The following is a 26276-nucleotide window of genomic DNA, read 5'->3' as shown; positions in this document are numbered from 1 at the left end:
ACCTCTCCTCCGTCCCTGATTACTTAATCAATCGGCTTTAAACGTGCTTCGATTTCTGAACGCCTGGGTTCAAGAAAAGGCGGCAGGGCAAGGCTCTCTCCCAGGTGTTCAAACGATTCATCCCCTTCAAATCCCGGACCGTCGGTAGCCAGTTCAAAAAGAATGCCGTTTGGTTCGCGGAAGTACAGCGATTGGAAATAATAGCGTTCCACGAATCCGGAGTTCGGAAGCCGGGCGTTTTTAATACGTTCAATCCACTGCTGCAGTTCGTCTGCATTCTCCACCCGGAAAGCTACATGGTGCACAGCACCCCGCCCCTGACGCTCGGCAGACAGGTCGCTGCGGGTTTCTATATGAATTTCGGCACCGGACCCTCCTTTTCCTGTTTCAAAGACACGAATGTCCGGCAGATCGGTATCATCTGGGTGAGGATAGGATTGAATTTCGGAAAAACCCATTATATCCTTCAGCACCGCGGCCGTCGGTTCAGCTGTTTTAACGGTTAAACGGACCGGACCGAGACCGGTGGCTCCGTTTGCGCGGGAGGCATTTGAATGCTCCCACGGAATGCCGGGTTCCACGCCCTGATCGTGCTCATCAGACACGAACTGCATCCGGTGGCCCTCGGGGTCTTCGAATGGCAGGACGAGCCGTCCCGCCTGCTTCTGAATATCACCGTGCTGTACAGAGTGCTCTTCAAACCGCTGTTTCCAGTATTCGAGTGCGCGGTCCCCGGGCACACGGAGAGAGACATTCGTAATACTGTTGGTGCCGCGCTTGTTGGAGGCGGCCATTGGGATTTCAAAAAAAGTAACTTCAGTGCCGGGATTACCCCGTTCGTCCCCGTAGAATAAATGGTAGACAGACGTGTCGTCCTGATTGACCGTTTTTTTGACGAGCCGCAAGCCGAGAACGTTCGTATAGAAATCGACATTACGGCGGGCGTTTGCTGTTAATGAAGAGACGTGGTGAATACCTTTCAGCTGCATGATGATTTCTCCTCCCTTGTTGTTTTCTGCAGTTTGCGGAGCAGCCGCAGCAGTTCCCGTTTTTCTGCATCTGTCAGACCGTCAAACTGGGCGGCCTGAAAATCTTCCTGCCCCGGAGCAACTGCTTCAAGGGCGGCAAGTCCTTGCGGGGTCAGGGAAATATGTTTTTCTTTCCAGGTCTGTCTGCGCGTGACAAGTCCTTCTTTCTCGAGCTTTTTCAAAAGATAGGTGACACTTCCTTTCGTAACAAACAGCTTACCCGCGAGCTCCTTTTGGGTAATCGGCTGATGGGCGTGCACCTGCGCAAGGATATCGAACTGCGGCGGGCTGAGCCCCGCCTGCTTTAAATGAGCGGCTGAGCGGCTGAGGTTCTGCTCATATACACGTGCGAGCCGAAACCACAGCAGCAGGCCCAGTCTGGTTTTATTCATAAGCATTGACTCCTTTATAACTGCTGTCAGTTTAACTTTAAACTGATGAAAAGTAAAGAAAGTTGCTTTTAGCGGCATTAAACATAGAAAGGACGGGGAAGAAGAACATTAGAATAATGAAGAGGAGGAAAACAGGATGAGAGAAGCAGCACTTGTAATAGATCAGAAAGCAGAGCTTGGGGAAGGCCCGAGCTGGGACGCCGGGCGCGGCGTTTTATACTGGGTTGATATTGATGGGTTTAAATTGATGGAATATCATCCTGCTTCAGGACGGCACTATGAACGTAAGCTCGATCAGCACGTATGTGCTGCGGTGCCGAGAGAAAAAGGGGGAATGATGCTTGCCCTTAGGGATGGCTTCTATTCCTACGATCTCGTTTCCGGGGAGAAGGAAGCAATTATAGATCCGGAAGCAGACAAGCCGGGCAACCGGTTTAATGACGGTAAATGTGACCCATCCGGACGCTTCTGGGCTGGAACGATGGCGGTCGGACGCGGCACAGGGGAAGCTGCTTTATACCGCCTGAATAAAGATATGAGCCTCGATACGATTTTTGACAGCGTCACTATTTCAAACGGACTGGCATGGACGGAAGATGGAAGCATGATGTATTACATCGACACACCGACCAAAAAAGTCATGGCATATGACTTGAATGCTGCTACGGGGGAAATCACGGGCAAACGGACAGCGATTACGTTTCAGGAAGGCTCCCCGGACGGGATGTGCATAGATCAGGAAGGCATGCTTTGGATTGCACTGCATCGCCTCGGAAAAGTTGAACGCTGGAATCCACAGACGAGTGAACGTCTGGAAACAGTGACCGTGCCGGCCCAGAGAACGACCTCCTGTGTATTTGGCGGCGAAGATTTAAAGGATCTGTACATTACAACAGCGAGAGGGGAGCTTTCTGAAGAGGAGCTTCGCGAAGAACCACATGCAGGTGGACTGTTTCATATCCGTACCGAGGTGCCGGGCATGCCAACCTACTCGTTTGGCGGCTGAAAAAGAAGGGAGAGAATATGTGTTCAAAAAAAGCTCCGGAAGAGTTGTATCTAAAAACGTTAAGCCTTGAGCCGGAAAATCAGGAGACACCGATTCCATTTGTCGGAAACGAACACGTGCATTCTTCGTTGTTCTACCGGCGCAATCACTTTTCGTACCCGCAGGAGCCGGCGACGGGTTTTACAATTGACGGGCTCGTGGACAGCCCGGGGTTTATTTCGCTCGAGGATATTCAGGCGCTCCCATCACGGACAGTAGAAACAGTGCTTGAATGTGCAGGGAACAAAAGAAGTTTATTTGAGCCCAAAACCTTCGGTGAGCCATGGGGAAAAGGAGCCATCAGTCAGGGGAAATGGAGGGGAGTGCCGCTGAAAACCCTGCTTGGGAAAGCCGGTTGGGATAAGGAAGCAGCCGTGGAAGTTATCACTGCTGCAGGAGACGCGGGAGAACGTCCTGACAAAAAGGATGTCTACACCTACACCCGGAGCCTGCCGGTGGAAAAAGCGATGGACCCGGATACTATCATCGCCTACGAATACAATGGCCAGCCACTCTCTTTTAAACACGGAGCTCCGCTTCGATTAATCGTGCCGGGATGGTACGCGATGGCTTCCATGAAATGGATTGAGCGCGTCACGGTGAGTAAAGAAACGTTTGAAGGGCCCTTTCAGGCGATTGATTATGTTTATTATCCTCACAAAAACAGCCGGAAGGACGCTTTTCCGGTGACAACCATGAATGTAAATAGCATTATCCAGTCTCCTGCCGATATGGAAATTAAAAAAGAAGGAACGCACGAAATAGAAGGCATTGCCTGGTCGGGCGAGGCTGCCATCGAGCTGGTCGAAGTAAGTACGGACGGCGGCCAGACATGGGTGGAGGCACAGCTTGAGCCTCAAAGCAGCGCGCCGTACACATGGACGAAATGGTTCTGTGAGTGGAAGGATGCTGCGGCCGGAGAATATACATTAATGGCGAGAGCCTGTGATGCCAGCGGCCGCCAGCAGCCAATGCAGGCCTTTTGGAATCAGAAGGGATACGGCTATAATGCGGTTGAAACAATTCAGGTCAAGCTAAAGTAAAAAAGGCTTCGAATCCTCAGTGGATTCGAAGCCTTTTTATGCATTAAGAAGACGTGTAGGCGCCTCCGTTAATATGAATCGTCTGGCCGGTCATGTAGGAGGCTTCGTCAGAAGCAAGCATCACATATGGCCATGCGTGTTCTGATGGCTGGCCGGGACGGTTCATCAGTGTGTCCTGTCCGAAATCCTCCACCCCGTCTTCATTAAATGAAGAAGGAATAAGTGGTGTCCATACAGGTCCCGGAGCAACACTGTTCACCCGGATGCCTTTCGAAGCGAGGCTCTGGGCGATGCTTCGCATAAAGGCAGTGATCGCTCCTTTTGTCGCGGAGTAATCCATAAGAATTGGATTGCCGCGGAAGGCGTTGATTGAAGAGGTGGAAATGATCGAGTCGCCTTCTGATAAATAATCCATTGCTGCTTTTGTTAAATAAAACTGGGAGAAAAAGTTGGTGCGGAACACATCCTCAAATTCATCAGACGGGATATCCTCGACGTTTTCGTGGACGTGCTGGATCGCTGCGTTATTGACGAGAATGTTTAATCCGCCAAACTCCTCCGCCGTTTGTTTCACGAGATCGATACAATGGGACTCCTCTTTAATATCTCCGGGAAGCAGCAGGCACCTGCCTCCTTCTGCTTCAACCATGCGTTTCGTTTCTTCAGCATCGTCGTGTTCGTCAAGGTAGGAAATGGCGACATTGGCTCCCTCTTTGGCATAAAGAAGGGCTACAGAGCGTCCGATACCGCTGTCGCCGCCGGTGATAAGCGCGGCTTTTCCTTTGAGTTTCCCGGTGCCCTGGTAATCAGTGGGATGAGCCGGGAGCGGCTCCATCTTCGATTCAATACCCGGCTGTTTGTCCTGGCGCTGTCTCGGGGTGCTTCCGTTCTGCATATCTCTAGGATCCATGTGCAACATCCTTTCTCATATTGAAATCATGCGTACATTTTTATTTATACCATCAGGATGCATATTACAAACGTATAATAGAAATGGGGTGCAGGAAACGGCATAAAAAAAGAAACCGCTGCGTGCGGTTTCTTAGGACGAAGGAGGCTGATAACCCAGAAGCCGGCCGGCGAGCTGGTCAATGACCATATCGTCCATAGGAGGATTGTGAAGTCCAGCGCGGATATCACGGTAGTGACGCTGCAGCGGGCTGGAAGCGGAAAGACTTCTGGCCCCGGCAACCCGCATGGCAAGGTCAACTACTTCGACGGCTTCGTTTACAATGCTCGTTTTGGCTGCGCCTAATTCGCCTTTCATCTGCTGTCTCGTTTCGGTGCTGGATTCATCCCATTTTAGCGCAACAGAATGGAGGAAATGCCTGCTTTGCAGAAGTTTGAGCTCCATCCGGCCGAGTTTTTCCCGCACGTTCGGCAGCTCCGAGATCGTTCCATTAATGCTGTTCGGAGAGTAGGAAGCAGCAAAACGGGCAGCTTCATCAGCTGCGGCCTGTGCAATTCCCAGGTAACAGGCAGGAATGTGCAGAAGCCATCCGGCAGCCGGTTTATTGCCGGGAACGATATATTGGGCCAGATGGTTTTCTGGCACCCGGACGTTTTCAAGCACAACATCATGACTGCCGGTCGCGCGCATGGCAATTGAATCCCACGTGTCGACAATAGATATTCCTGCAGCTTCCTTTGGCACAACAAAGTAGGCTGTAGCATCTTCTTCCGCAATATGGGCCGTTACGATATAGTAATCAAGCACGGGCGACATGGTGGCGAAGGTTTTCCGTCCGTTCAGCACCCATTCGCTGTGTTGAAGCTCAGCGATAGTGCCCGGCGTGCCGCCGCGGGTTGGACTGCCGGTCGCAGCTTCGGTCGCGATATTGTTCAGGACGGCTCCGTTTGCAACGACGTTGTTCATGACATGGCTGTACAAATGCTCCTCCCACGGCCGTGTTTCGTTTAAATTTTTAACGATCCCGACGTGCCAGCCAATAGCAAGCGAGGTGGATCCGTCGTAGCGGGCGATAAGCTCCTGGGCTTCCACGAGTTCAAGCAGGCCGGCATCAATGCCGCCAAAAGCAGCCGGGGCCGTTAAGGCCGGATAGCCAATACTTTTTAGTGCATCGATATTTTCGACTGGAAAGGTGCCGTTCTGGTCATGCTCCTCTGTCCGTTCTGCGAATCCCCGTACCGTTTCTTCGAGCTGCTGCAGCCGCTCGGCTTTTGTGGAAAAGATGGTCATAATCATACTGCTGCCTCCAAAATGATGGAATTTTATTTGAATAAGGTTGTCGGATTTTTATACGCATATATATGAAATCATATTCCCTCTGTGGAAGCAAAAAAACAGCTTGCATTAGGAAAATAAAGGATAATGAAGCGTGTTTGCGGTGGTGTAAGGCTTAAAGAAAGAAAAATAGCGTAAGAAAACCTACCGTCCTTTCATTATTTTTCCGGAAAAAACAGTTAATTCGCGATATAGACGGTGATATGATTATATAATGAGGTTATCTCACGTAATCACAAAATACCGCGAATTACGGTAAATTCTATGAAATTAGTGTATTTGTTATTTTTCGTTTGATTCTGCATAATGCAAAAGTTCCATAAATTTCAGCATACATAAACAGGAAGGGGTCCCCATCGTGGACAATCAAAAACCAAGAGTAGGCTTTGTTTTTTACGGAGCCCTGGTAATACTACTTATTATGGCGGTTGTCGGAGTTGCAGTCCCGGAATCGTTTTTTAATGCCACTTCCGCAGTGCAGACATTCGTATCAAACCGTTTTGGGTGGTATTATCTTTTAATTGTATCGGCGTTTGTGCTTTTGTGTATTTACTTTATTTTCAGCAGGTATGGAAATATCCGTCTCGGAAGACCTGAGGACCGGCCGGAATACAGCTATCCCACCTGGTTTGCCATGCTGTTCAGCGCCGGCATGGGCGTAGGGCTTGTATTCTGGAGCGGGGCGGAAACAGTATCGCACTATGCCACGAACGCCCCGGAAGCAGAGGTCGGAACGGACCAGGCGCTTGTTGATTCCATGCGTTACATGTTCCTGCACTGGGGGATACACCCGTGGGCGATTTACGGTATTACGGCTATCTGTTTTGCGTATTTTACGTTCCGGCGCGGCGCCCCGGGCATGGTAAGCGCCATGCTCAGCCCGATTATGAACGAAAAAGGCATCGGCGGAAAAGTAGTGGACATTATTGCATTGGTTGCAACGGTATCAGGTATTGCAACTACCCTTGGTATCGGAGCAGCGCAGGTGTCCGGCGGTATGGCGTATTTGTTTGATACCCCGAACAATTATACGGTGCAGCTGATTGTTATTATTGTTATTACCGTGCTGTTCCTGGTGTCAGCGTATACCGGTTTAAATAAAGGAATCAAGTTCCTGAGTAATGCGAACATATACTTAACGGTCATTCTGTTTATTTTAATGATTTTTGTCGGCCCGACGTTATTTTCCATGAATTTGTTCACAAATACGATCGGCACGTATCTGCAGTCGCTTCCGAGCATGAGCTTCCGGATCGCTCCGACGTCCGACAGCGCGAGGGAATGGATTAATGCGTGGACCATCTTCTACTGGGCCTGGTGGATCTCGTGGTCGCCATTTGTGGGTATATTTATTGCCCGTGTATCGAGAGGGCGGACATTGAAGGAATTTACCATTGGCGTTATTCTGGTTCCGTCGATTGTCAGCTTTATCTGGTTCTCCCTGTTTGGCGGTGCTACATTAAACGTCCAGAGCACTGGTCTCGCAGACATTTCCTCCCTGGCTGCCGAGGAAGCCATCTTTGGCGTATTTGATAATTACGCGCTTAGCACGGTGTTGTCTGTTATTACACTCCTTTTGATTATTTCTTTCTTTATTACGTCTGCCGATTCTGCAACGTTTGTGCTTGGTATGCAGACATCGAACGGGGCATTAAATCCGTCCGCAGTCGTAAAGTTTATCTGGGGAATTATGCTCTCGGCTACAGCGGCCGTTCTGCTTTATTCCGGAGGAATAGATGCTTTGCAGAACGTCATGATCATATCAGCGCTCCCATTTTCTATTGTGATGATACTGATGGTCTACTCGCTGTTTAAAGCGCTGAGAGAAGAAACAGATATTGAAACGAAGGATAAAAGTAAAAATACGGACAAACCGGACAAAGCTTCTTAAAATAAAGTTCAGGACTCCCATTTTCATGGGGAGTCTTTTTTTATTGGTAAAAATTGGAACAGTTTAATACCAGCACTTAGTACCTTGTTATATACTTTTCCTGAAACGAAGGAAATTTGTTTAGAAAATTGAATTTTTTGGATACAATTGTGTTTGGAGGTGAAAAAGTGAAAAAGAAATTATTATTCAGTACTATTTTTGCAATCATGGCTACAATCTTTATTTTCGCTTCACCGGCTGTCACTAAGGCATCTATGCTGGAAACGGAAGCACAGGGACCGGAAGTAACGGCGCTTCAGCAGGATTTAATACAGATGGGATACTTACATACGAATGCGACCGGTTATTACGGCTCAGCAACAACACAGGCAGTGCAGCAGTTTCAAAGTGATTTTGGTTTAACCGTGGACGGTGCGGCGGGTCCGCAGACAACCAGCCGCATAAATGAAGTTACGTCAGTTGCGAAGGCGGTATACGGGGAAGCCCGCGGAGAATCATTCGAAGGGCAGATAGGTGTGGCAGCGGTTATTTTAAACCGTCTTGAATCTGCAGAATTCCCGAATAACGTAAACGGCGTCATTCAGCAGCAGAATGCTTTTACTGCAGTAGCTGACGGACAGTACAGCATGACACCGGACCAGACAGCATATGAAGCGGTCAGGCAGGCATGGAATGGCTATGACCCGTCCTATGGTTCGATGTATTACTACAATCCAGAGGATGTCACCTCTGATTGGATTTGGACACGCTCCCCGAATTTATCTATCGGCCAGCACGTTTTTGCAAGCTGATGAGAAGAACCTGCGACAGCGCAGGTTCTTTTTTTGGTGCCTGAACAACAAAGACAAATATGGTACGATAAATGATCATATGCATTGACTCGGAAGGCGCCAGGAGGAAAAGAATGAAAGAAATTAAAGAAGCAGGACCGTCAGAAGCAGCTCTGATTAACGCGATTATGTACGAAGCGTTTTGGGAGTACAGGAACGAAACGCCGCCGTCAGGAGCCATTGAGGAAACGACAGAAGCGATTCAGTCTGGACTGGAGCAGGGAGAGCGGGCGGCCGTCTGGTGGAAGGACGGGGAAGCGGCAGCGATGATCCGTTTTCGGTCTGAGGAAGAATATATCTATTTTCACCGTTTATCGGTCCGGCCATCCTATCGCGGCCACGGCGCTGCTGCCGCACTTGTCCGCTGGGTGGAGGAAACCGCAGCAGAGGAACATTTTAAAGGCGTGTATTGTAAAGTGCGGGCATCAACGCCAGGAAACATTCGTATGTATGAACGGATGGGCTACGGGGCAGTCAGGGAATATACTGCAGCCAGAGAAGGACACCCTCCGTTCGGGGTCGTAGTTATGGAAAAAATGCTGTAAATATCAATTGCGGCCGGGGCATTCATATTTTGTTTAATGATTCCTGCATGCGTATAAGTGTGACGAGGCCGGCGGCAAATGGAAGAATTGCCACCAGGCCAATCGCCCATGAAGCGTTCAGCGTGTCCACGAACAGGCCGGCGAGCAAGGCCCCGAAGGCATACCCGCTGTCCCGCCAGAAACGGTACACCCCGTTCGCTTTGGCCCGCCAGGGAGCGGGAGCTGTGTCGCTGACTGCGGCGATGAGGACCGGATACACCATCGCCGTCCCGAGACCGAGCAGCACGGAGCTTCCGAGCCACCATCCGTAGGAAGAACCGGCAAGCAGGGCCCAAAGGGAAAAGGCCTGAAGCCAGAGACCGCCAACAATCAAGCGCTTGCGGCCGATCACATCGCTCCAGGGACCGGTAACCAATTGGGTGATCCCCCAGGCGAGGGGGTATGCTGCCACAATAATGCCAATCTGACTGACAGGTAACCCGCCAGACGCAAAGAAAAGAGGAAACAAGCCCCAGGCCATGCCATCCTTAAGATTGGTCGTCAGTCCGGCAAAGCTGAAGCTCGACAGGGCCGGCTGCTTCCAGGTGGTTTGGGAAAAGGCCTGCCAAAAGGACAGAGAGACTTCTCCGGAAGCCGTCTGACGTGCCACCTGTCTGCTCGTATCAGGAACGAATAGCGAAAGCAGTAATCCTATACCGACGATACCGAAGCCGAGAAGAAAGGGTTCGGGACGCAGCGAGGTTGTGGAAGCAACATAGCCGGAAACGGCGGCCATCACGGAAAGGCCCATATAACCGGCAAATTCATTCAGGCCAACCGCTGTCCCGCGCTGGGTCGGTTTCGCCAGGTCCACCTTCATATTCACGGTCATCGACCAGGTCAGTCCCTGGTTGATGCCTAAGAAGATATTGGCGACGATAATCATCCACCAGGAAGAGGCAAAAATAATCAGAAGGGGCACAAAAAAACCGGCAGCCCATCCAGCCAGTAATATCTGCTTGCGTCCAAAGCGGTCGGCAAGCGTACCGGCCAGAAGGTTGACCAGGGCTTTAGAAAACCCAAAGCTGACAATAAAGGACAGGGCAGCACTGGCCGAGGCGAGGCCAAACAGTTCCTCGCCTATTAACGGAAGAACGGTACGCTCTAGTCCCACCATGGAGCCGACAAAGACGTTGATCAGCACCAATAGAAAAAAAGGAAGCCGATTTTCAACAATTCCGATGGCAGAAGTCGTAGTCTTCATCGTTTCCCCTCCTTTCTTAATAATTAATGGGGTATCTGCGGGATCTTTCCTGTAAAGACTTTAATGTTTTAGCCGTAAACTTGGAATGAGAGCGTTCTCCAACAAAGTTTTTGCGGAAAGCTTCACCTTTCAACAGCCTCTACCATGTAATGGCTGTCGTTGATAACATGCGTTGTGGTAGTAAAACCATAGGACGCAACCGTTTGAGCAAAAGAGGCGGATGGCAGCCGGATTTCCAGTGGCGGACCGGAGTCGGTGGGGGCGGCTTCCCATTCGTAAAAGAAAATGGTGCCTCCGGGCTGCAGCACGCGCCGGAGTTCTGCGAAGACCTGGTCCATGTCGTCGATTTCGTGCATCACAAAGGCCACAACGATTTTTTGGACCTGGTCCTCTGATAAGGAAAGTTTTTCCAGGCTGGATAAAAGAAGCGTGATATTGGAGGCGCGGGCTTCTTCGGCATAGGCCTTCAATTCGGTTAACATCTGGTCCTCGATATCGACCGCGTATACGTGGCGGGCCTGTTCGGCCATCGGAAGGGTGAAGTAGCCATTCCCGGCACCGATATCCGCGATCACATCCGTCTTCTGAATATTTATAAGCGGCAGCAGCTTCGACATCGGAAGGGCCTGCTGTCGTTCTTCGCTCCATAGCTTTTTGGACTTGGCGGGGTCAAAGCGGTGACTCATATCCGTTCCTCCTTGAACATTGGAAGGGGGCCCTGCATTATACAGAGCCCCCAATATTTTAATTGCCGGTTTTTACGCTCAGCTGGTCGTTTCGAGCTGATCTTTTTTCCATTTCATGAAACCGCCCTCTACGTTGATCACGTCAAAGCCGTGATTCTGGAGAATGCTGGCGGCGATCGCGGAGCGTTTGCCCGAGGCACAATGCACCGCGACCGGCTGCTCCGTGGAAAGTTCGTTCGTACGGTCTGGCAGCTGCTGGAGCGACACATGGACCGCGTCCGGCACGTGCGACTGATCCCATTCGTCCTGGTAACGGACGTCGAGAATCTGCACATCCTGGTGGCGGCGGCGCTCTTCGACCTGCTTCGGCGTTTCGTTCACGTACGTGCGCAGGTTCGAGGCGCTGGCGACGATCGAAGTGGCAAAGAACCCCTTCAGGCGGTCCATGCCCATGCCGGTGAGAATCCGGCGCAGCTCGTGGTAGTCGGCTGGATCAGCGAGCAGGTAAATGTCCGCCTCATAATCGGCCAGCCGGCCCATCCATTCGGCGAAGGAGCCGGGATACGGCAGGTTGATGGTGCCCGGAATGCTTCCCATCGCGAAGGTGGCGGCGCTGCGGGTATCGACGACCATCGTATGATCTTGCTCGGCCAGGGCGGCCACGTCATCGCCGGTGCCCTGCATTTCCACCGCCGCCGGGATCTCAGCGAGCGGGGTCATAGCCTGCTTGTTTACTTCTTTCATTTTGGCAAAATACGTTGGCGGCTCGCTCTGGCCGTCGAGGAGAAAGTCCACGAAGGCCTGCTCGTCGGTCGGCTGAAACGCGGGATTGGTCATCCGCTCGTAGCCGACGGTGCTCGTTGGGACGGCGCCGAGTGCTTTGCCGCAGGCGCTGCCGGCACCGTGGCCCGGCCAGATCTGCATATAATCCCCGTATTCCTTGAACTGCTGAAGGGACTCGAACATCTGGCGGGCCCCTTTATCCGCGGAATCCTTCACACCGACGGATTTTTCAAGCAGATCCGGACGGCCAACATCGCCGACGAAGACAAAATCGCCGGTAAATACGCCCATCGGACGATCGGTGGCGGCTCCGTCGGTGAGCTCATAGGAAACGTGCTCCGGGGTATGGCCCGGCGTGTGCAGAGCTCTCAGTTTGATGTTGCCGACATAAATCTCGTCCCCATGGGTCACGCCGTGCAGTGGCAGGTCCTGGTCCCATTCATAGCCGCCGTTGTCAGCGCCTTCGGTGGAATAATAGATGGTGGCGCCGGTCCGGCGGGCAAGCTCGGTCACGCCGGAAACAAAGTCCGCATGAATATGGGTCTCAAATGCTCCGGTAATACGGAAGCCCTGTTCGCGGGCGATCTGCAGATAGTCTTCAATGTTACGGGACGGGTCGATCACGGCTGCCTCGCCGGTCGCCTGGCAGCCGATCATATAGGATGCCTGGGCCAGTGACGTGTCATAAAAATATTTCAAATACATGAATCATCGCTCCTTCAAGGTAGAATAGATGTTACTCGGTTTTTCCGGTCCATTCGTTCATGCCGCCCGCCATGCTGCGGACGTTAAAGCCATGGTCCTGGAGGGCTTCGGCTGCCCGGGCACTGCGTTTCCCGGAGCGGCAGACGGTGACATAGGACTGTGTGGGGGCGAGTTCGTTCATCCGCGAAGAGATATCTCCCACAGGGATGTGAACCGATTCAGGAATGCGTCCTTCGTCGAGTTCTTCGTCCTCCCGGACGTCAATCACCTGGACGCCGCTGCCTTGTTCGAGTTCCTGCTGAACGTCTTTTGGCTGTACTTCTTTGATGCGTTTTTCTTCTGTCATAGGGGATCACCTCATATTTTGATTATTGCTTTGTGGATCGAATAATTATCTGTTTATAATACCTATAAGGGTATATAGGCTTCTAAAAAATTTTACACGGTCTGATCGATGCCCTGCTTCAAGCGCTGTTCGATATCCTCGGCTGTCGCTGTTAATGCTGGTTCTTCGGCCAGTTCCATCAATACAGAGGGGCGGGGCATGCTGATATACGTGGATCCTTCTTCTTCGTACACAGTGATTTTACATGGCAGAAAATTGCCGATCAGCTTATTTTGGTTTAAGACCTGCTCCGCTTCTTTCGGATTGCACACTTCAAGTACCCGGTGCTGGTCCGGAAAATCGATGCCTTTGTCCTGTAATTTGCCCTGCAGATCCAAATGCCAAAGCACGCCAAAACCAATTTCTTTCAGGTTGGCTTCAAGATCCTCAACGGCTGTACGGACAGACTTCGAGGTGGTGACGGTATAATGAAACATAGAAATGCCTCCTTGTTCGTTCTCTATACTGACGAATACCCGGTACTGTATAGTGGCAAACGTTTTATCCATTAATAATCTGGATCCATATTTGAACAGCGGTCGCTAAAATGATCACGGCCAATATACTTTGCAGAAGCTTCGTGTTGACCTTCTGACCGGCTTGGGCCCCGAGCGGTGCTGCGATCAGGCTGGCAGCAATCATGATCAGGGCCGGGCCGTACAGCACCTGGCCGGTCGCCACCTTGCCAACGGTCGCTCCGATGGACGAGATCAGGGTGACGGCAAGCGACGTCGCGATCGTCATCCGGGTCGGGATTTTTAATACGACGAGCATGATGGGCACGAGGATAAATGCGCCGGCGGCCCCGACGATGCCGGACCCGATCCCGACCACGAATGACAATCCAGCGGCGAGAGGCTTATGGAACGTAATCCGTGTAAGGTCCTGGTCGTCCAGGCCTTTTTTCGGTACAAACATCATCACCACGGCGATGGTCGCAAGCAGGGCATACACCATGTTGACGCCAGCTTCGCTGAAGAAATTCGAGGCATAGGCGCCGATAAAGCTGCCGATCAGAATACTTCCGCCCATATACAAAATCAGCTGGCCGTTCAGATAGCCGCCTTTGCGGTACGCCCAGACGCCGCCGATGGTGGCAAAAAAGACCTGAACGGCACTGATGCCGGACACTTCATGGGCGGAAAAGGCCGCCACCCCGAGCAGCGGGGGAATGTATAACAGCATGGGGTATTTGATGATCGAGCCGCCGATCCCAACCATGCCGGAAACAAAGGAACCGACAAACCCCAGGAGGAAAATCACGACGATAAACAGCAGTGACAATGGAAAAACCTCCCTTGAGGGGAAGCACATCCATGGCTTCCCCGGGTGACGATATTGTTAGCCTTTTTGAATCCAGAATTTATAGACGCCATTGTCTTCGCTGTGGTCGAGCAGTTCGTGGCCGCCGGCTTTCGTCCAGGCCGTTAAGTCGCTCTGCGCTCCTTTGTCGGTCGCGTGCAGCTCAAGCACCTCACCGCTCTCCATGTCTTTAATAGCTTTTTTGGTTTTCAGAATCGGCTGTGGGCAGGCAAGTCCTTTAGCATCAATTGTTGTTTTTGGTTCCATTTATTATTTCTCCTTTAAATTAAATTTTTGATTCGTACCAGGAAGTCATCCAGAAAATGAAGTTTAAATGAATAAATTCACATGACCTTCAGACGCTTCGCCCAGATAGGCCGCAACGCCGGCGTATTCAATGTCATCGCGCAGCTCTTTTTCATCAAGCCCGAGCAGATCCATGGTCATGGTACAGCCGATCAGCCGTACGTCCTGTTCCCGGGCCATATCGATCAGCTCCGGCAGCGGCATGGCATTGTGTTTTTTCATGACTTTCTTAATCAGTTTTGGCCCAATGCCAAGAAAGTTCATGTTGGAAAGACCCATGCGATCGGCTCCCCGGGGCATCATTTTGCCGAACATCGCTTCGAGTTTTCCTTTAACGATGCTTTGCTTTTCCGGTTTGCGGAGGGCATTCAATCCCCAGAACGTGTGAAAAATGGTGACCTCGTGATCGTACGCAGCGGCGCCGTTGGCGATAATGTAGGCTGCCATGGCTTTGTCGTAGTCGCCGCTGAATAATACAATGGTGGTCTTTTTGGTTTCCTGCATCTAATCTCTCCTTAAGTTAAATACATTTACGGGTTGGGGTATAAAAATAATGAAAAATTTTTCGTAAACTCTCATTGATATTTACCCGTTCTTTGATTTATTACCCCTATGGGTATATAAATACTTTAAAATAGATTGGAGAACGTGTCAACTTATTTTGGTGAAAATATTTTTAGAGATGGATAAACGCATGGGAATGTTAAAATTTAGACAGCAGCTTTTAATAGTTAAGGAAAGGGAGATTTTTATGCGAGATACCTATATAGGTGAATGCCGGCGCCGCTACTTAAAAAAGACAGCCGCAGTAATGGCGGTGGGGATTTTTGCTGTTTTATGGAAGAGCCAAAGAGGACACCGGCGTTCACCGGACGCCTGGGGTGCGACGATTTCCGCTCATTTTATTGACAACAACAGCACCCGGGAAGAACAAAAGAAGCAAATGAAAAAGCATTCCGGCTCGCAGCAGCGGAAGGGGATCAAAAGCAGGACATCTTTAAGGCTTATCAACGTTTTGCCGGAAGTCCAGGGTGGTTTCAGACAAAAAAATAAAAAACTTCTGCCCTTCCCTCCGAGGGTGAAGAAACATAAAAATAGGAACTGCCCCGGAAAAGGACAGTCCCTGTTTTTGCTGTTATTTTAAAGCAAACTTTTCGTTTAGACCGCTGAGCGCTCGACTTCTCCTTTGCGGAGAATAACGCGTGGATACGGAAATTCTTCCTCCTGGCCGGCGAACGGGTAATGAACGTATTCAACACAAATTGTACGTTCATATTCTGCGATCATCCGACACTCTTTTCCATCAAAATACAAAAGTTCGTCTTTATCAAATATTTTTACGTCTTTTTCTTGTTCCACTTCCAAACCTCCTTACCCCTCTCTTTACAGAGTAATCAATTTTAGGGCAGGCCGCAAGGTAATAAAAGGAAACAGAACAAATTCATCTTCAGGTTTCCGGAGAATTTACAATGGATAAGGGCGGTCCTGCGCCTGTACGCTGATCCACTGCTCGGTTGTAAATTCATCTAAAACCCATTCGCCGTTAAAGCGTCCGATACCGGATTGCTTCTCGCCGCCAAACGGCAGGTGCGCTTCATCGTTTACAGACTGGTCGTTTACGTGAACCATGCCGGAATTAATACGCCGCGCTGCCTGCATGCCCCGGTAACGGTCCTGGGTGAAGACCGAGCCGCTCAAGCCGTAAGGAGAATCGTTTGCGATACGGATGGCTTCGTCCTCACTCGATGCCCGGATTAACGTTGCAACAGGGCCGAAGACTTCATCCTTTGCTGCCGGCATGTCATTAGTTACTTCGGAAAGAACCACCGGCGGTATAACCTGGCCGTTGATTTCAAACTCTGTCTGAAGTTTAGCTCCGGCATCAATTGTACCCTGAACCAGGTTCTCAATATTGTTGACCTGTTCTTCATTAATGATCGGGCCGACGATGACATTTTCATCCGAAGGGTCACCAGCTTTTAACGTTTTTGCCACACGGGTGAACTCTTCGACAAATTCGTCGTAAATGTCATCATGAACAATGACGCGGTTCAATGCGAGACAAATCTGTCCCTGGTGAAGGAAGGACCCGAATACTGCTGCTTTGGCAGCTTTTTTCACCTCGGCGTCCTGAAGAACGACCATGGCATTGTTGCCGCCAAGCTCAAGAGCGGTTTCCTTTAAGTTTTTCGCCGCAAGCTCAGCAATATGCGTGCCGACTTCCGTGGAGCCGGTGAACGATAACAGAGCCGGTACTTCATGAGTGACGAAGGCATCGCCAATTTCAGAGCCGCGTCCGGCAGTGACGTGAATGACGCCTGCTGGAAATCCGGCTTCTTCAAACAATGCTGCAATCAGCAGTCCGGATGTAACCGGTGTGTCGGAGGCTGGCTTAACAACGACGGTATTACCTGTTGCCACTGCTGGTGCAATTGTTCTCATTGCAAGATGGAACGGGAAGTTCCATGGGCCGATAACACCAATAACTCCTTTGCCCGACCGGAAGGTGTAGTTTTCTTTGCCGGGAGTGTTTGAAGGAGCAGTCGTTCCGTGAACCCGGTTAGGGAAGGACGCAGATTCAAAAACAATGTTGGAAGCTGTGTTGAACTCAGTTTCTGCCTTCAGTCTGCTGCTTCCGGATTCCTTGATAAGCCATTCTACAATGGTTTCCTTCTGTTTCTGCATAACATCGTACAGCCGGTGGATATACTGTTGTTTTTCGGCTGGGCTGTGGGCGTCCCAGGTTTTCTGATAATCATTGGCCGACTGATAAGCGCGGTCAAGGTCATTGGCGTCTGCGGAAGCTATTGTTCCCAGTGATTCGCCGTTATAAGGATTAGTATTTTCAATTGTTTTGCTGGATGAGCCGCTCACCCAGGAGCCGTTTATATACTGCTTTGTAAAATTGGTATGCATAGCAACCATCCTTTCATAATTACCGGATAATACCCGGTAGCAATGTATAATATACCTCGCGCTGTATTTTTTCAAACATTTAAGATCAGGGAAGGTCAATACTATTTAAGAATAATTAAAAATATATAGAAAGCGGCCAGGGAAATTTGAGATGATAGCGGAGCTGAAGGAAAAAGATTTATACAAGGGGGAGCAGCTATGAAACCATCCACTGCTTATTTATTTGCTGTTGCCGGTGCTTCGTTCTGGGGGTTTACGGGGTTGTTCGTGCAGAACATGTACAGGTACAATATCGAACCCGACCAGGTAGTGGCTGTGCGCATGGCGGGTTCAGCTCTGATTCTTTTTTTGGCTGTAGCCCTGATTCGTCCGTATCTTCTAAAGGTCCGGTGGTATGATCTGCCGCACTTTATCGGGCTCGGCGTCGGCAGTATAGCCCTCTTTAACTGGTGTTATTTCACTGTGATGAATGAAGCCTCGCTTTCGATTGCAGTGGTGCTTCTTTACACAAGTCCGGTGTTTGTAGCCCTCATTTCAAGGTTTGTATTTAAAGAAAAAATAACAATGCACAAGCTGGCGGCTATTTTGCTTACCATCGCCGGCTGTGCGCTGGTGGCCGGCCTGCTTCCGGGCGGAGCAGGCGGAATGTCGCTGCCGATTCTTATGATCGGTTTGCTTTCTGGTTTATGCTGTGGTCTGTACAGTATTCTCGGTAAATTTGTAACGCCGAAGTATCATTCCATTACGATCACTGCCTACACGATGCTTGCCGGAGGGTTGGTGATGGTTCCTTTCAGCGGCCTTTTGGCAAACGAAGAAGCCATACAGGAGCCGATGATGTGGATGTACGGTCTTGGAGGCATTCTTCTTTCCACGATTGCTGCGTATATACTGTTTACGATCGGGCTGAAATATATCGAGTCGGGTAAAGCGGCGATTTTATCAACTGTGGAGCCGATGGTGGCCATTGTGATTGGTGTATTCGCTTTTGGGGACAGGCTGAGCAGCTGGCAGGGACTTGGTATCTTTCTTATTTTTTCCGCGGTGATTCTTTCTATCTATTCAAGACCGGGGAAATTTCGAAAAAAACGTGGAGAGAGCCCGGGAGAAACACGAAACGAGTGGGGTAAGAAGCCGGGGGAAGACGTTTAAACTGAGGGCTGCAGGGAACAAATGTAAAAAAAGGAGGCATTAAAATGGATGTATTAGTCATAGGAGCGAACGGACATACGGGCCGTTTGCTGGTGGAGCAGCTTGCAGCCCACCCGGAGCATACACCGCATGCTATGGTGCGTGAAGTCTCCCAGGCAGATGAGCTGAAAAAACTGGGTGCGGCATCCACGATTCTTGCAGACCTTGAAGAAAATACGGCGGCCGCTTTGAAGGGCATGGATGCTGTTATGTTCGCCGCTGGCTCCGGCTCTTCAACCGGGCCTGAAAAAACAGTGAGCGTAGATCAGCAGGGGGCAAAAAAAACCATTGATTCGGCAAGAGTGCAGGACGTGAAGCACTACGTTATGCTGAGCGGAATTGGTGTCGACAATCCGCAGGGACCTATTAAGCATTATGCAGAAGCAAAGCTGAACGCAGATAAGCATCTGCGGAGCAGCGGACTGCCATATACGATTGTTCGTCCGGGAAAGCTTACGTTTGATAAGGGGACAGGGAAAATTGAGCTTGCAGAAAAGCTTTCCAACCCCGAACAAAGAGATATTTCCAGGGAGGACGTTGCCCGCACGATGATCGCAGCCCTCGACATTGAGAACGCCCGGGGACAAACGGTCGAACTGCTTGCAGGAGATATGGATATTCAAGAAGCCTGGAAGGCTTTATAAAAATAACCCCCGCCGGACTGGTGCCGGCGGGGGCTATTATTGACTTAAGAAGAAAAATCGATTTCCTCAGGAGTGTCTCCTTTGGAGTTCATCAGGCGGATAGAGTCCGGCTGGATTTCGAGGACAATATATTCCGGGTTGTCCGGGGAACCGAGCCAGGATTGCACACTGTCAGTCCAAACCTTTTCCTTCGTCTCCTGGTCATGACGGATTACTGCTTTGCCGGAAATTTCAACAAAAGCGTCTCCGTATCCTTCACCGTCGTAGCCGAGCAGAATATGGACGTTGGAATTCTTTTCGATTTCCTCTGCCTTGTGGGTCTTGCTGCTCGTCGGTGTGAGAAGGGTGAAATTATCATTGTAAAACGTCATATAGCGGGAGTGGGGCTTGTTGCCTTCAATCGTGGCAAGTACGCCTACTTTGTTGCTGTCAATGATATCGAGTGCGTGTCTCTTTGCTTCGTTCTTATCCATGGGTAATCCTTCCTTTCGTAGTGAAACTAATTATCATTATTCCTGCCGCCCCTTACTTTTAAACATGGGTTCAAAGCCGGAAGGGCAGTGAATTCTGCATACAATAGTAATTGTGTAAAAAGAATGAATATTGTTAATATAAAGAAATCGAGTGTTTGCTTTATGGCAGGAAAGGTAATAGGTTAATGTATTTTGCTAGCGAAATACGAATTTAAACCTATAGGAGGAATCATTGTGTTTAAGAGAATTGATAAACTGCAGATCGACCTCCCAACGCCCAGTAATCCAGACGCTAACTCAGCCAACGTCGTACAGGAGCTTTTAGGTGGAAAATTCGGTGAAATGTCAACGCTCAATAACTATTTATTCCAGTCGTTTAATTTTCGCAGCAAAAAACAGCTACGCCCGTTTTATGATTTAGTTGCAAGCATTACAGCTGAGGAACTCGGACACGTAGAGCTGGTTGCCAATACAATAAATTTATGTCTGCAGGGTTCCACAAGCCAAAGCGGCCAGGACCCGGCCAATCCGGACAGCACACCGCTCAGTGAAGCTATGGATGCAAGAAATCCACAAAGCTTTATTTTTGCCGGTCAAAACGCTGTACCGAAGGATTCGATGGGAGCGCCGTGGACAGGGGACAATGTTTTTACAAGCGGTAACCTCGTCAACGATCTGCTTCACAATTTTTACCTGGAATGCGGAGCAAGAACGCACAAGATGCGGGTATATCAAATGACCGACAATGAAACAGCCCGTGAATTGTGCGGCTACCTGCTTGTGCGCGGCGGAGTGCACGTAGTGGCCTATGCTAAAGCGCTGGAGAAATTAACAGGCGTGGATGTAACGAAAATGCTACCGGTGCCGGACCTTGATAACAGTAAATATGACCACGCCCAGAAATATGAAGCGAAGGGCGCGCACCGTAAGCTCTATCGTTTCAGCGATAACGATTACACAATGCTTGACCGGATCTGGAATGGACCGACACCGGTCGGACCACCGGGTGAACTCGAAGTAGTCAGCGACATGCCGACACCGGAGGGAGGGGAAATTCCGAACCTCGACCATATTCCGGAAGAATTTGCGCCGGGATTTGACGAGCAGCAGTTCCGGGAAATGTCTAAAAAATTGAACTACGAAGCAGGACTTTAAGCGCCAGAGTCCGAAGCAGGAAAGCACCGCCGGTCGGCGGTGCTTTTGGTTTGAATAAACATACAGTTATGCAGAGAAAGGAAGCAGCAGATGAAAACACCAGTAATTATGGATATGGACCCTGGGCACGACGATGTAATTGCATTATTTCTTGCAGCCGGCCATCCGGACATGGATATCCGGGCTGTGACGACTGTTTCAGGAAACGCTGATATAGGAAAAACAACAAGAAACGCTTTAGTGGCCGCTGATACTGCAGGACTGAGTGGAGTGCCAGTGGCAGAAGGGGCGGGAAGGCCCATGGTCCGCATGCCGGAGCACGCTCCTTCTATTCACGGGGAATCCGGCCTCGACGGACCGGAGCTTCCAGCGCCGACACATATGGTGGAGGAACGACACGCGGTGGATGTAATGGAAGATATACTGCTTCATTCGGAGGAAGAAATTACTGTTATTGCGACCGGCCCGCTTACCAATATTGCACTACTGTGCCGGAAAAATCCGAAGGCAGCTGGTCGTATCCGCCATCTGTCGATTATGGGCGGCGGCACATTTGGCAATTGGACACCTGCAGCAGAATTTAATATTTATGCGGATGCCGAAGCGGCAGAGATCGTTTTTACAAGCGGTATTCCAATCACGATGTGCGGCCTCGATGTTACTCATCAGGCGTTATCCTCCGAGGCCGTGGTGGAAAGGATTAAAGAGATACCAACAATGGCGGCCCAGTTTACCTATGAACTTCTTGATCACTTCCAGCGTGCCTACGAGGAGCATTTTCAGCTGACGCTTCCACCGGTTCATGACCCTTGCGCGGTGGCAGTATGCCTGCAGCCGTCCCTGTTTACATTTGAATCGGCCGAGGTAAAGGTTGAAACAGTGGGAAAGCATACGTACGGGGAAACAGTCATTGATACTTCCGCTGCAGAAGGGCCGGTGCAGGTCGCAACAGCAGTCGATAATGATAAATTTTGGGATTTAATCGTACAATCGCTTAAAAATCTGCCATAATGGAAATAGATAAGTAAGCGTTATTATTATAGAGACAAGGGAGCAGGAGGGACGAATATGGGTTTTTCTGTAGAAATGAACTGGGAAATTATTACGAATAAGCAGGCCGAGCGCCTCGATGAAAGAAACTTTCGGCTGATTAAAGATAATTATCAAATGTTTCCGCTCGATCACCCGCTTCCAATTCATACCTTTGCCGAAAAAGTACCTTTTGGCAAGGCGGTTATTCACCGGGTGGAATGGGAATCCCACCGCACCACAATTGAATACGAGCTTGTGTCATTAACCTCTGTGAACTAAGCAGATAAATAGTAAACCCCCGGGGCAGCAGGCGCCGGGGGTTCGGTTTATACATAATCCATATTGTTTGTGTCGCCGTGCATGCTGCGGATTTCATCCGGATTGGCAACGACGGTCGGCTGATAGTCAATTAAAATGGCAGAACGCTCTCCAGGTCCGTCCTCCGGTCCCTTACGGACAGAGCCGACGTAATGAGTGACCAGCGGATCATACACCCCGTAGGATTCAAGCGGACGGGTCATGTAAAAGGAGTCAGTAATTTTTTCCTTTTCAACGTCCTCCGGCATCCGTCCGCGGACCTCCGGCACAGAAATGACGTTCCGGGCACCTTCGATATTGCGCCGGCGGATCAGGTGGGCAAACGTGAACGGCTCGCCGTCCTGGTGCAGTGTGTTTGGTGAGGAAAAAGCTTCGTCCTCCTCCGATTCAACATGAAGTTTCACAAAGTGGACGCCCGCATGAAAAGGCATCAGTGCATCTTCGCGCGTCCAGAATGTCTGGCGGAAATTAAAGGCGATCAGTGCTTCAAGCAGCCGGTTGTGCCTGACGTGTTCGGGAATTGCAGGGAAGCGGCGGCTCGCATCGGGATATTCCGGATTGAACGATCCCTGAAAATAATCGTAGTAGCTTTTGCCGTTTTTAACTGTTTCCGGCAGCCATTCGATCCGGTGGGTGCCCGGAAAAATAACGGCACGGCCGTACTGCCGGTAACGATTCAGATCCGGAGCGTAGTCATCTGCCGGAAGATCGTCAAAGGCTGCGGTAAGAGCAGCAAGGTCTTCGTCGCCGTAGCTGTCATGCAGTATATCGGCTAAATCATAATATTCGTATCCCTGCTGTTTTAAAGGCTTCATTTGTCTATTTCTCCTCCCGAATGGTGGTTTCTTCGAGTGGAAGCGTCCTTCCATTGTTTTCACAAATGCTAGTGTATCACGCCCGGCCGAAGTTGAGTATATGAAAGGCAGGCTTCATCTTTCGTTTTTGTGACAGATTCATTATAATTAAAGAACAAATGTTCTTGAATTCAAAGAAATCAGCGAAGAGAGGAATTTCTTTATGCCAGTGATCTTAGCGGAGAAGCCGTCCCAGGCAAAAGCCTATGCGGCCGCGTTTCAAATACAGGAAAAAAAAGACGGATATATGAGGCTGAAGCCGTGCAGTCTATTTCCGGACGGGGCAGTGCTTACCTGGGGGTTTGGCCATCTGCTCGAGCTCCGCGCTCCGGCCGATTACGAATCTTCCTGGAAAAAATGGTCGCTCGACACTCTCCCGATGCTTCCCGCCCATTTTCGCTTTAAGCCTAACCCGCGGGCGTTCAAGCAGCTGAAGGTCGTCAAGCAGATGCTTCAGGAGGCCGACAGCATTATTATTGCGACCGACTGCGACCGGGAGGGCGAAAACATTGCGCGAAGCGTCATCGACTATACGAAAACCTCCCATAAACCGACCCGGCGCCTTTGGATCAACAGTCTGGAAAAGGATGAAGTGTATAAAGGGTTTGAGCAGCTCCGGGAGGGAGCAGACTATCTCCCTCTTTATGAGGAGGCGCGGGCCCGCCAATTTTCCGACTGGATTGTCGGCATGAACGCGAGCCGTCTGTATACGCTGCTGTTAAAGCAGAAGGGCATCAATGAAGTGTTCAGTGTCGGCAGAGTCCAGACGCCAACACTCAAGCTTATTTACGACCGGCAGAAGGAAATTGAGGCATTTGAGCCCGAGCCTTACTGGGAGCTTGAAGGAACCTTCCGTGCGGAAGCGGGGGAGTATAAAGGAAAGTATAAAAAGCGCTTCGGCTCGAAGGAAGAGGTGCTCCGTATCTGGAAGGAGCATGGATTGAAAAAGGATACCGAAGGCACGATCAGCAGTATAAAAAAAGAAGAGAAGCAGGAAAAGCCCCCGCTTCTTCATTCGCTGTCGAGCCTGCAGACGACGATGAACAAAAAGTATAAAATGAGTCCGTCGGCCGTGCTTAAAACGGTACAGAGCCTGTACGATGAACCATTAAAAGCTGTTTCCTATCCGAGAACGGATACCCGCCATATCACGTCAGGGGAATTTAACTACTTGAAGGGAAACCTGTCCCGGATGCAGGAGTGCATGAACGTCTCCTTTGAACCGGCGTCCACTACGCCTTCGAAGCGGTTTGTAGACGGCAGCAAAGTCCAGGAGCACCATGCGATCATTCCGACCAAAAAAGTGCTGAGCCAGACGCAGTTTGAAAAGCTGAACCGGTCCCAGCAGCAGGTGTATAAAGAAGTTATGAACAGCGTGCTCGCTATGTTTCACCGCAACTATATGTATGAAGAAACGACTGTTGAAACCGATGTCCAGGGACTTATTTTTGAAAGCAAGGGCCGGGTGGACAAGCAGCTGGGCTGGAAGGAGCTCTTTCCGGGACCAAAAAAGAAGAAAGACCAGGAGGACAACACCCTCCCTCCATTAACCAGGGGAGAGCAGGTGGAGGCGTACGTCCAGGCAGCCGAAAAGGAAACCCAGCCGCCCAAGCCTTATACCGAAGGACAGCTGATCAACATGATGAAGTCCTGCGGCAAATGGATCGAGGATGATGAAACATCTAAAAAAGTACTGCAGGAAACGGAGGGTCTCGGGACCGAGGCGACGCGCAGTACCATTATTCAAACACTGCAAAAGCAGGAATATATCCGGATTCAAAAGAACATTGTGGAAGTGACCGCTAAAGGGCGGGCGCTGTGCGAAGTAGTAGAAGGGACACTTTTGTCCAAGCCGCTGCTGACCGCGAAGTGGGAAGCTTTTTTAAAGCAGATCGGAAGCGGGGAAGCGGATAAGGAAGCTTTTTTAAAGCAGACAGAGGCTTTTACGAAAAAACTGGTCGAAGAAGCGCCTGCCGGCATAACGAATATGCAGACAAATCCGGAGCAGGTAGCCACGTCTAAAAAACAGCCGCAGCGCGCAGAGCCAATCGCTCTCTGTCCCGTATGCCAAAAGGGACAGCTGATGGAGCGGAAGTCCTTCTACGGCTGCAGTGAGTATGCCAACGGCTGTAAATTCACCGTTCCTAAAACGTTATTGAAGAAAAAAATTACTCAGGCTCAGGTTAAAAAGCTGTGTGAAAAAGGTGAAACGCAGGTGATCAAAGGGTTTAAAGGAAAAAAGCCGTTTGACGCCAAATTAAAACGAAAAGAAAATGGTGTGGAATTTGTGTTTCCATCTAAAGACAATGCCTCCTCGTAGACAATATCCCGAAATTTGATATACTGAGGGGCAGAATGTTTTCTAGGGTTCCGCGGCAGAGCCGGTCTGGTCCGAGAGAAAACCCGCAAACAAATAGTTTGCGCCACGGAGGGATAAAAACCCGGGAGATCTTCGCTGCGAAGACTTCCCGGGTTTTTTCGCGGCTGAAAGCTGAAATGAATATTTCCGGGAAATAATTAAGCAAGCGCCGGCAAGGAGGGGCTGTAATGGGATGGATTAACGTTGCTTTGGCAGCAGCATTTGAAATTCTCTGGGTCATCGGTTTGAAGCATGCATCGGCCGGATGGGAATGGGCAGGAACACTAGTAGCTATCGTACTGAGCTTTCTCTTTTTAATTCGGGCAGGCGAGCATCTTCCGGTAGGAACTTCGTATGTGGCCTTTGTCGGCATTGGGACGATCGGAACGACGGTCCTTGATATGATCTTTTTCGGTCAGCCGTTCGCATGGATCAAGCTGGTCTTTATTTTCATGCTGATTGCCGGAATTGCCGGTCTGCATACAGCTTCCGGCCGGGCAAGAGTAAACGAAGGGAGCGGTGGACAGTGATGACATGGCTGTATTTGATCGGTGCAGGTATTTTTGAGATGATTGGTGTTTCTATGATTAACGAATGGATTCAAAAACGGGTCATCTGGCCGCTGTTCATGATTGCTGCCGGGTTTGGAGCAAGCTTTTTTCTCCTTTCCCTGGCGATGCAGACTCTCCCGATGGGCACTGCGTACGCTGTCTGGACGGGTATAGGCGCAGCAGGGAGCGCACTGTTCGGGATGCTTTGGTATAAAGAGCCTGCAAACACGGGCAGGCTTATAAGTATTGCGGTGATCCTTGCTTCGGTTGTAGGTCTAAAGCTGATAGCGCCATAAAACGTTCAAAAACAAAAATTGCTACGGCTTGAGCGCAGGCTTTATTTTGATTATAGTT

General features: G+C 50.2%; 30 protein-coding genes and 1 riboswitch. Of the genes, 14 read left to right on the top strand and 16 right to left on the bottom strand.

Annotation, left to right across the window (positions count from 1 at the left end; genetic code table 11):
• Positions 1 to 23 precede the first annotated feature (23 nt).
• A complete protein-coding gene (locus ACTRXI_RS05660) occupies positions 24 to 989 on the bottom strand; it encodes a ring-cleaving dioxygenase (protein WP_474261485.1) in 966 nt (321 codons plus the stop codon).
• Positions 980 to 1420: a MarR family winged helix-turn-helix transcriptional regulator gene (locus ACTRXI_RS05655; RefSeq protein WP_474261484.1), complete on the bottom strand. Its 441-nt coding sequence runs from the start codon at positions 1418 to 1420 to the stop codon at positions 980 to 982. Before ACTRXI_RS05655 ends, ACTRXI_RS05660 begins: the two co-directional genes overlap by 10 nt.
• Before the next feature lie 136 nt (positions 1421 to 1556).
• Here ACTRXI_RS05655 and ACTRXI_RS05650 point away from each other — a divergent pair, with 136 nt between their 5' ends.
• Positions 1557 to 2426 (top strand): SMP-30/gluconolactonase/LRE family protein, encoded by an 870-nt coding sequence (locus ACTRXI_RS05650; RefSeq protein WP_474261483.1) that lies wholly within the window; start codon positions 1557 to 1559, stop codon positions 2424 to 2426.
• A gap of 17 nt (positions 2427 to 2443) precedes the next feature.
• Positions 2444 to 3508, top strand: coding sequence for a sulfite oxidase (locus tag ACTRXI_RS05645; protein WP_474261482.1), 1065 nt, complete (start codon positions 2444 to 2446; stop codon positions 3506 to 3508).
• A 43-nt stretch (positions 3509 to 3551) separates the two neighbouring features.
• Here the strand turns inward: ACTRXI_RS05645 and ACTRXI_RS05640 are convergent, their stop codons facing one another.
• Entirely contained in the window at positions 3552 to 4418 is an 867-nt protein-coding gene (locus tag ACTRXI_RS05640) for an SDR family oxidoreductase (RefSeq protein WP_474261481.1), read from the bottom strand.
• Between the two features lie 132 nt (positions 4419 to 4550).
• Positions 4551 to 5714, bottom strand: a complete 1164-nt coding sequence (locus ACTRXI_RS05635; protein WP_474261480.1) for an acyl-CoA dehydrogenase family protein — start codon at positions 5712 to 5714, stop codon at positions 4551 to 4553.
• A gap of 397 nt (positions 5715 to 6111) precedes the next feature.
• On the opposite strand from ACTRXI_RS05635, the gene ACTRXI_RS05630 reads away from it, so the two are divergent.
• From ACTRXI_RS05630 to ACTRXI_RS05620, 3 genes are all read left to right on the top strand, one after another.
• Positions 6112 to 7644 carry a BCCT family transporter gene (locus tag ACTRXI_RS05630; RefSeq protein ID WP_474261479.1) on the top strand — a complete coding sequence of 511 codons (1533 nt, stop codon included), beginning with the start codon at positions 6112 to 6114 and terminating at the stop codon, positions 7642 to 7644.
• 167 nt (positions 7645 to 7811) lie between these two features.
• Positions 7812 to 8435 (top strand): cell wall hydrolase, encoded by a 624-nt coding sequence (locus tag ACTRXI_RS05625; RefSeq protein ID WP_474261478.1) that lies wholly within the window; start codon positions 7812 to 7814, stop codon positions 8433 to 8435.
• Between the two features lie 113 nt (positions 8436 to 8548).
• Positions 8549 to 9019, top strand: a complete 471-nt coding sequence (locus ACTRXI_RS05620; protein ID WP_474261477.1) for a GNAT family N-acetyltransferase — start codon at positions 8549 to 8551, stop codon at positions 9017 to 9019.
• Between the two features lie 22 nt (positions 9020 to 9041).
• Here ACTRXI_RS05620 and ACTRXI_RS05615 read toward each other — a convergent pair whose 3' ends face one another.
• The 8 genes from ACTRXI_RS05615 to ACTRXI_RS05580 all read right to left on the bottom strand — a co-directional run bounded on the left by ACTRXI_RS05615 (position 9042) and on the right by ACTRXI_RS05580 (position 14933).
• Entirely contained in the window at positions 9042 to 10262 is a 1221-nt protein-coding gene (locus ACTRXI_RS05615) for an MFS transporter (protein WP_474261476.1), read from the bottom strand.
• Positions 10263 to 10384: 122 nt separating this feature from the next.
• Entirely contained in the window at positions 10385 to 10948 is a 564-nt protein-coding gene (locus ACTRXI_RS05610; RefSeq protein WP_474261475.1) for a class I SAM-dependent methyltransferase, read from the bottom strand.
• Between the two features lie 78 nt (positions 10949 to 11026).
• Positions 11027 to 12436, bottom strand: coding sequence for an MBL fold metallo-hydrolase (locus ACTRXI_RS05605; RefSeq protein ID WP_474261474.1), 1410 nt, complete (start codon positions 12434 to 12436; stop codon positions 11027 to 11029).
• Between the two features lie 31 nt (positions 12437 to 12467).
• Positions 12468 to 12782, bottom strand: a complete 315-nt coding sequence (locus tag ACTRXI_RS05600; protein WP_474261473.1) for a rhodanese-like domain-containing protein — start codon at positions 12780 to 12782, stop codon at positions 12468 to 12470.
• 92 nt (positions 12783 to 12874) lie between these two features.
• Complete coding sequence (locus ACTRXI_RS05595; protein WP_474261472.1) at positions 12875 to 13258, bottom strand: DUF302 domain-containing protein; 384 nt, start codon at positions 13256 to 13258, stop codon at positions 12875 to 12877.
• 64 nt (positions 13259 to 13322) lie between these two features.
• On the bottom strand, positions 13323 to 14135 hold the full coding sequence (locus ACTRXI_RS05590) for a sulfite exporter TauE/SafE family protein (RefSeq protein ID WP_474261471.1): 813 nt from the start codon (positions 14133 to 14135) through the stop codon (positions 13323 to 13325).
• Positions 14136 to 14162: 27 nt separating this feature from the next.
• A complete protein-coding gene (locus ACTRXI_RS05585; RefSeq protein ID WP_474261470.1) occupies positions 14163 to 14390 on the bottom strand; it encodes a sulfurtransferase TusA family protein in 228 nt (75 codons plus the stop codon).
• A 63-nt stretch (positions 14391 to 14453) separates the two neighbouring features.
• Entirely contained in the window at positions 14454 to 14933 is a 480-nt protein-coding gene (locus ACTRXI_RS05580; RefSeq protein WP_474261469.1) for a DsrE/DsrF/DrsH-like family protein, read from the bottom strand.
• A 178-nt stretch (positions 14934 to 15111) separates the two neighbouring features.
• Between ACTRXI_RS05580 and ACTRXI_RS05575 the strand changes: the two genes are divergently transcribed.
• Positions 15112 to 15573: a hypothetical protein gene (locus tag ACTRXI_RS05575; RefSeq protein WP_474261468.1), complete on the top strand. Its 462-nt coding sequence runs from the start codon at positions 15112 to 15114 to the stop codon at positions 15571 to 15573.
• Positions 15574 to 15587: 14 nt separating this feature from the next.
• Here ACTRXI_RS05575 and ACTRXI_RS05570 read toward each other — a convergent pair whose 3' ends face one another.
• Both ACTRXI_RS05570 and ACTRXI_RS05565 read right to left on the bottom strand, forming a co-directional pair.
• A complete protein-coding gene (locus tag ACTRXI_RS05570; RefSeq protein ID WP_022792525.1) occupies positions 15588 to 15788 on the bottom strand; it encodes a hypothetical protein in 201 nt (66 codons plus the stop codon).
• A 105-nt stretch (positions 15789 to 15893) separates the two neighbouring features.
• Positions 15894 to 17345 (bottom strand): aldehyde dehydrogenase family protein, encoded by a 1452-nt coding sequence (locus ACTRXI_RS05565; protein WP_474261467.1) that lies wholly within the window; start codon positions 17343 to 17345, stop codon positions 15894 to 15896.
• A gap of 198 nt (positions 17346 to 17543) precedes the next feature.
• Between ACTRXI_RS05565 and ACTRXI_RS05560 the strand changes: the two genes are divergently transcribed.
• The gene (locus ACTRXI_RS05560; protein WP_474261466.1) at positions 17544 to 18497 is read left to right on the top strand and encodes a DMT family transporter; all 954 of its coding nucleotides are present in this window, start codon (positions 17544 to 17546) and stop codon (positions 18495 to 18497) included.
• Between the two features lie 44 nt (positions 18498 to 18541).
• Complete coding sequence (locus tag ACTRXI_RS05555) at positions 18542 to 19180, top strand: SDR family oxidoreductase (protein ID WP_474261465.1); 639 nt, start codon at positions 18542 to 18544, stop codon at positions 19178 to 19180.
• A gap of 44 nt (positions 19181 to 19224) precedes the next feature.
• On the opposite strand, the gene ACTRXI_RS05550 is transcribed toward ACTRXI_RS05555, so the two are convergent.
• Entirely contained in the window at positions 19225 to 19653 is a 429-nt protein-coding gene (locus ACTRXI_RS05550) for a pyridoxamine 5'-phosphate oxidase family protein (protein WP_474261464.1), read from the bottom strand.
• Between the two features lie 234 nt (positions 19654 to 19887).
• Here ACTRXI_RS05550 and ACTRXI_RS05545 point away from each other — a divergent pair, with 234 nt between their 5' ends.
• From ACTRXI_RS05545 to ACTRXI_RS05535, 3 genes are all read left to right on the top strand, one after another.
• The gene (locus ACTRXI_RS05545) at positions 19888 to 20808 is read left to right on the top strand and encodes a manganese catalase family protein (protein ID WP_474261463.1); all 921 of its coding nucleotides are present in this window, start codon (positions 19888 to 19890) and stop codon (positions 20806 to 20808) included.
• A 90-nt stretch (positions 20809 to 20898) separates the two neighbouring features.
• The gene (locus tag ACTRXI_RS05540) at positions 20899 to 21819 is read left to right on the top strand and encodes a nucleoside hydrolase (protein ID WP_474261462.1); all 921 of its coding nucleotides are present in this window, start codon (positions 20899 to 20901) and stop codon (positions 21817 to 21819) included.
• A gap of 57 nt (positions 21820 to 21876) precedes the next feature.
• Positions 21877 to 22119: a DUF2584 family protein gene (locus ACTRXI_RS05535; protein WP_079474957.1), complete on the top strand. Its 243-nt coding sequence runs from the start codon at positions 21877 to 21879 to the stop codon at positions 22117 to 22119.
• Between the two features lie 47 nt (positions 22120 to 22166).
• Here the strand turns inward: ACTRXI_RS05535 and ACTRXI_RS05530 are convergent, their stop codons facing one another.
• A complete protein-coding gene (locus tag ACTRXI_RS05530; RefSeq protein ID WP_474261461.1) occupies positions 22167 to 22973 on the bottom strand; it encodes a 2OG-Fe dioxygenase family protein in 807 nt (268 codons plus the stop codon).
• A 202-nt stretch (positions 22974 to 23175) separates the two neighbouring features.
• On the opposite strand from ACTRXI_RS05530, the gene ACTRXI_RS05525 reads away from it, so the two are divergent.
• The 3 genes from ACTRXI_RS05525 (at position 23176) to ACTRXI_RS05515 (ending at position 26218) form a co-directional block, all read left to right on the top strand.
• Positions 23176 to 25332 carry a type IA DNA topoisomerase gene (locus ACTRXI_RS05525; RefSeq protein WP_474261460.1) on the top strand — a complete coding sequence of 719 codons (2157 nt, stop codon included), beginning with the start codon at positions 23176 to 23178 and terminating at the stop codon, positions 25330 to 25332.
• 31 nt (positions 25333 to 25363) lie between these two features.
• Positions 25364 to 25462, top strand: a riboswitch (guanidine-I (ykkC/yxkD leader).
• Positions 25463 to 25559: 97 nt separating this feature from the next.
• Positions 25560 to 25901, top strand: coding sequence for a DMT family transporter (locus ACTRXI_RS05520; protein ID WP_474261459.1), 342 nt, complete (start codon positions 25560 to 25562; stop codon positions 25899 to 25901).
• Positions 25901 to 26218 (top strand): DMT family transporter, encoded by a 318-nt coding sequence (locus tag ACTRXI_RS05515; protein ID WP_322527083.1) that lies wholly within the window; start codon positions 25901 to 25903, stop codon positions 26216 to 26218. Before ACTRXI_RS05520 ends, ACTRXI_RS05515 begins: the two co-directional genes overlap by 1 nt.
• Positions 26219 to 26276: the final 58 nt, after the last annotated feature.

It is taken from the genome of Marinococcus sp. LNHM4E3-1, assembly GCF_056034405.1.
This window is presented reverse-complemented; position numbering and strand designations above follow the sequence as displayed.

Excerpts from the sequence above, each read along its gene's own strand:
- ACTRXI_RS05605 (WP_474261474.1), bottom strand. The coding sequence starts at position 12,436 with ATGTATTTGAAATATTTTTATGACACGTCACTGGCCCAGGCATCCTAT.
- ACTRXI_RS05655 (WP_474261484.1), bottom strand. The coding sequence starts at position 1,420 with ATGAATAAAACCAGACTGGGCCTGCTGCTGTGGTTTCGGCTCGCACGT.
- ACTRXI_RS05590 (WP_474261471.1), bottom strand. The coding sequence starts at position 14,135 with ATGTGCTTCCCCTCAAGGGAGGTTTTTCCATTGTCACTGCTGTTTATC.
- ACTRXI_RS05645 (WP_474261482.1), top strand. The coding sequence starts at position 2,444 with ATGTGTTCAAAAAAAGCTCCGGAAGAGTTGTATCTAAAAACGTTAAGC.
- ACTRXI_RS05650 (WP_474261483.1), top strand. The coding sequence starts at position 1,557 with ATGAGAGAAGCAGCACTTGTAATAGATCAGAAAGCAGAGCTTGGGGAA.
- ACTRXI_RS05660 (WP_474261485.1), bottom strand. The coding sequence starts at position 989 with ATGCAGCTGAAAGGTATTCACCACGTCTCTTCATTAACAGCAAACGCC.
- ACTRXI_RS05575 (WP_474261468.1), top strand. The coding sequence starts at position 15,112 with ATGGATAAACGCATGGGAATGTTAAAATTTAGACAGCAGCTTTTAATA.
- ACTRXI_RS05560 (WP_474261466.1), top strand. The coding sequence starts at position 17,544 with ATGAAACCATCCACTGCTTATTTATTTGCTGTTGCCGGTGCTTCGTTC.
- ACTRXI_RS05515 (WP_322527083.1), top strand. The coding sequence starts at position 25,901 with ATGACATGGCTGTATTTGATCGGTGCAGGTATTTTTGAGATGATTGGT.
- ACTRXI_RS05520 (WP_474261459.1), top strand. The coding sequence starts at position 25,560 with ATGGGATGGATTAACGTTGCTTTGGCAGCAGCATTTGAAATTCTCTGG.
- ACTRXI_RS05540 (WP_474261462.1), top strand. The coding sequence starts at position 20,899 with ATGAAAACACCAGTAATTATGGATATGGACCCTGGGCACGACGATGTA.
- ACTRXI_RS05555 (WP_474261465.1), top strand. The coding sequence starts at position 18,542 with ATGGATGTATTAGTCATAGGAGCGAACGGACATACGGGCCGTTTGCTG.
- ACTRXI_RS05635 (WP_474261480.1), bottom strand. The coding sequence starts at position 5,714 with ATGATTATGACCATCTTTTCCACAAAAGCCGAGCGGCTGCAGCAGCTC.
- ACTRXI_RS05585 (WP_474261470.1), bottom strand. The coding sequence starts at position 14,390 with ATGGAACCAAAAACAACAATTGATGCTAAAGGACTTGCCTGCCCACAG.
- ACTRXI_RS05615 (WP_474261476.1), bottom strand. The coding sequence starts at position 10,262 with ATGAAGACTACGACTTCTGCCATCGGAATTGTTGAAAATCGGCTTCCT.
- ACTRXI_RS05600 (WP_474261473.1), bottom strand. The coding sequence starts at position 12,782 with ATGACAGAAGAAAAACGCATCAAAGAAGTACAGCCAAAAGACGTTCAG.
- ACTRXI_RS05535 (WP_079474957.1), top strand. The coding sequence starts at position 21,877 with ATGGGTTTTTCTGTAGAAATGAACTGGGAAATTATTACGAATAAGCAG.
- ACTRXI_RS05620 (WP_474261477.1), top strand. The coding sequence starts at position 8,549 with ATGAAAGAAATTAAAGAAGCAGGACCGTCAGAAGCAGCTCTGATTAAC.
- ACTRXI_RS05525 (WP_474261460.1), top strand. The coding sequence starts at position 23,176 with ATGCCAGTGATCTTAGCGGAGAAGCCGTCCCAGGCAAAAGCCTATGCG.
- ACTRXI_RS05640 (WP_474261481.1), bottom strand. The coding sequence starts at position 4,418 with ATGGATCCTAGAGATATGCAGAACGGAAGCACCCCGAGACAGCGCCAG.
- ACTRXI_RS05610 (WP_474261475.1), bottom strand. The coding sequence starts at position 10,948 with ATGAGTCACCGCTTTGACCCCGCCAAGTCCAAAAAGCTATGGAGCGAA.
- ACTRXI_RS05580 (WP_474261469.1), bottom strand. The coding sequence starts at position 14,933 with ATGCAGGAAACCAAAAAGACCACCATTGTATTATTCAGCGGCGACTAC.
- ACTRXI_RS05530 (WP_474261461.1), bottom strand. The coding sequence starts at position 22,973 with ATGAAGCCTTTAAAACAGCAGGGATACGAATATTATGATTTAGCCGAT.
- ACTRXI_RS05595 (WP_474261472.1), bottom strand. The coding sequence starts at position 13,258 with ATGTTTCATTATACCGTCACCACCTCGAAGTCTGTCCGTACAGCCGTT.
- ACTRXI_RS05565 (WP_474261467.1), bottom strand. The coding sequence starts at position 17,345 with ATGCATACCAATTTTACAAAGCAGTATATAAACGGCTCCTGGGTGAGC.
- ACTRXI_RS05550 (WP_474261464.1), bottom strand. The coding sequence starts at position 19,653 with ATGGATAAGAACGAAGCAAAGAGACACGCACTCGATATCATTGACAGC.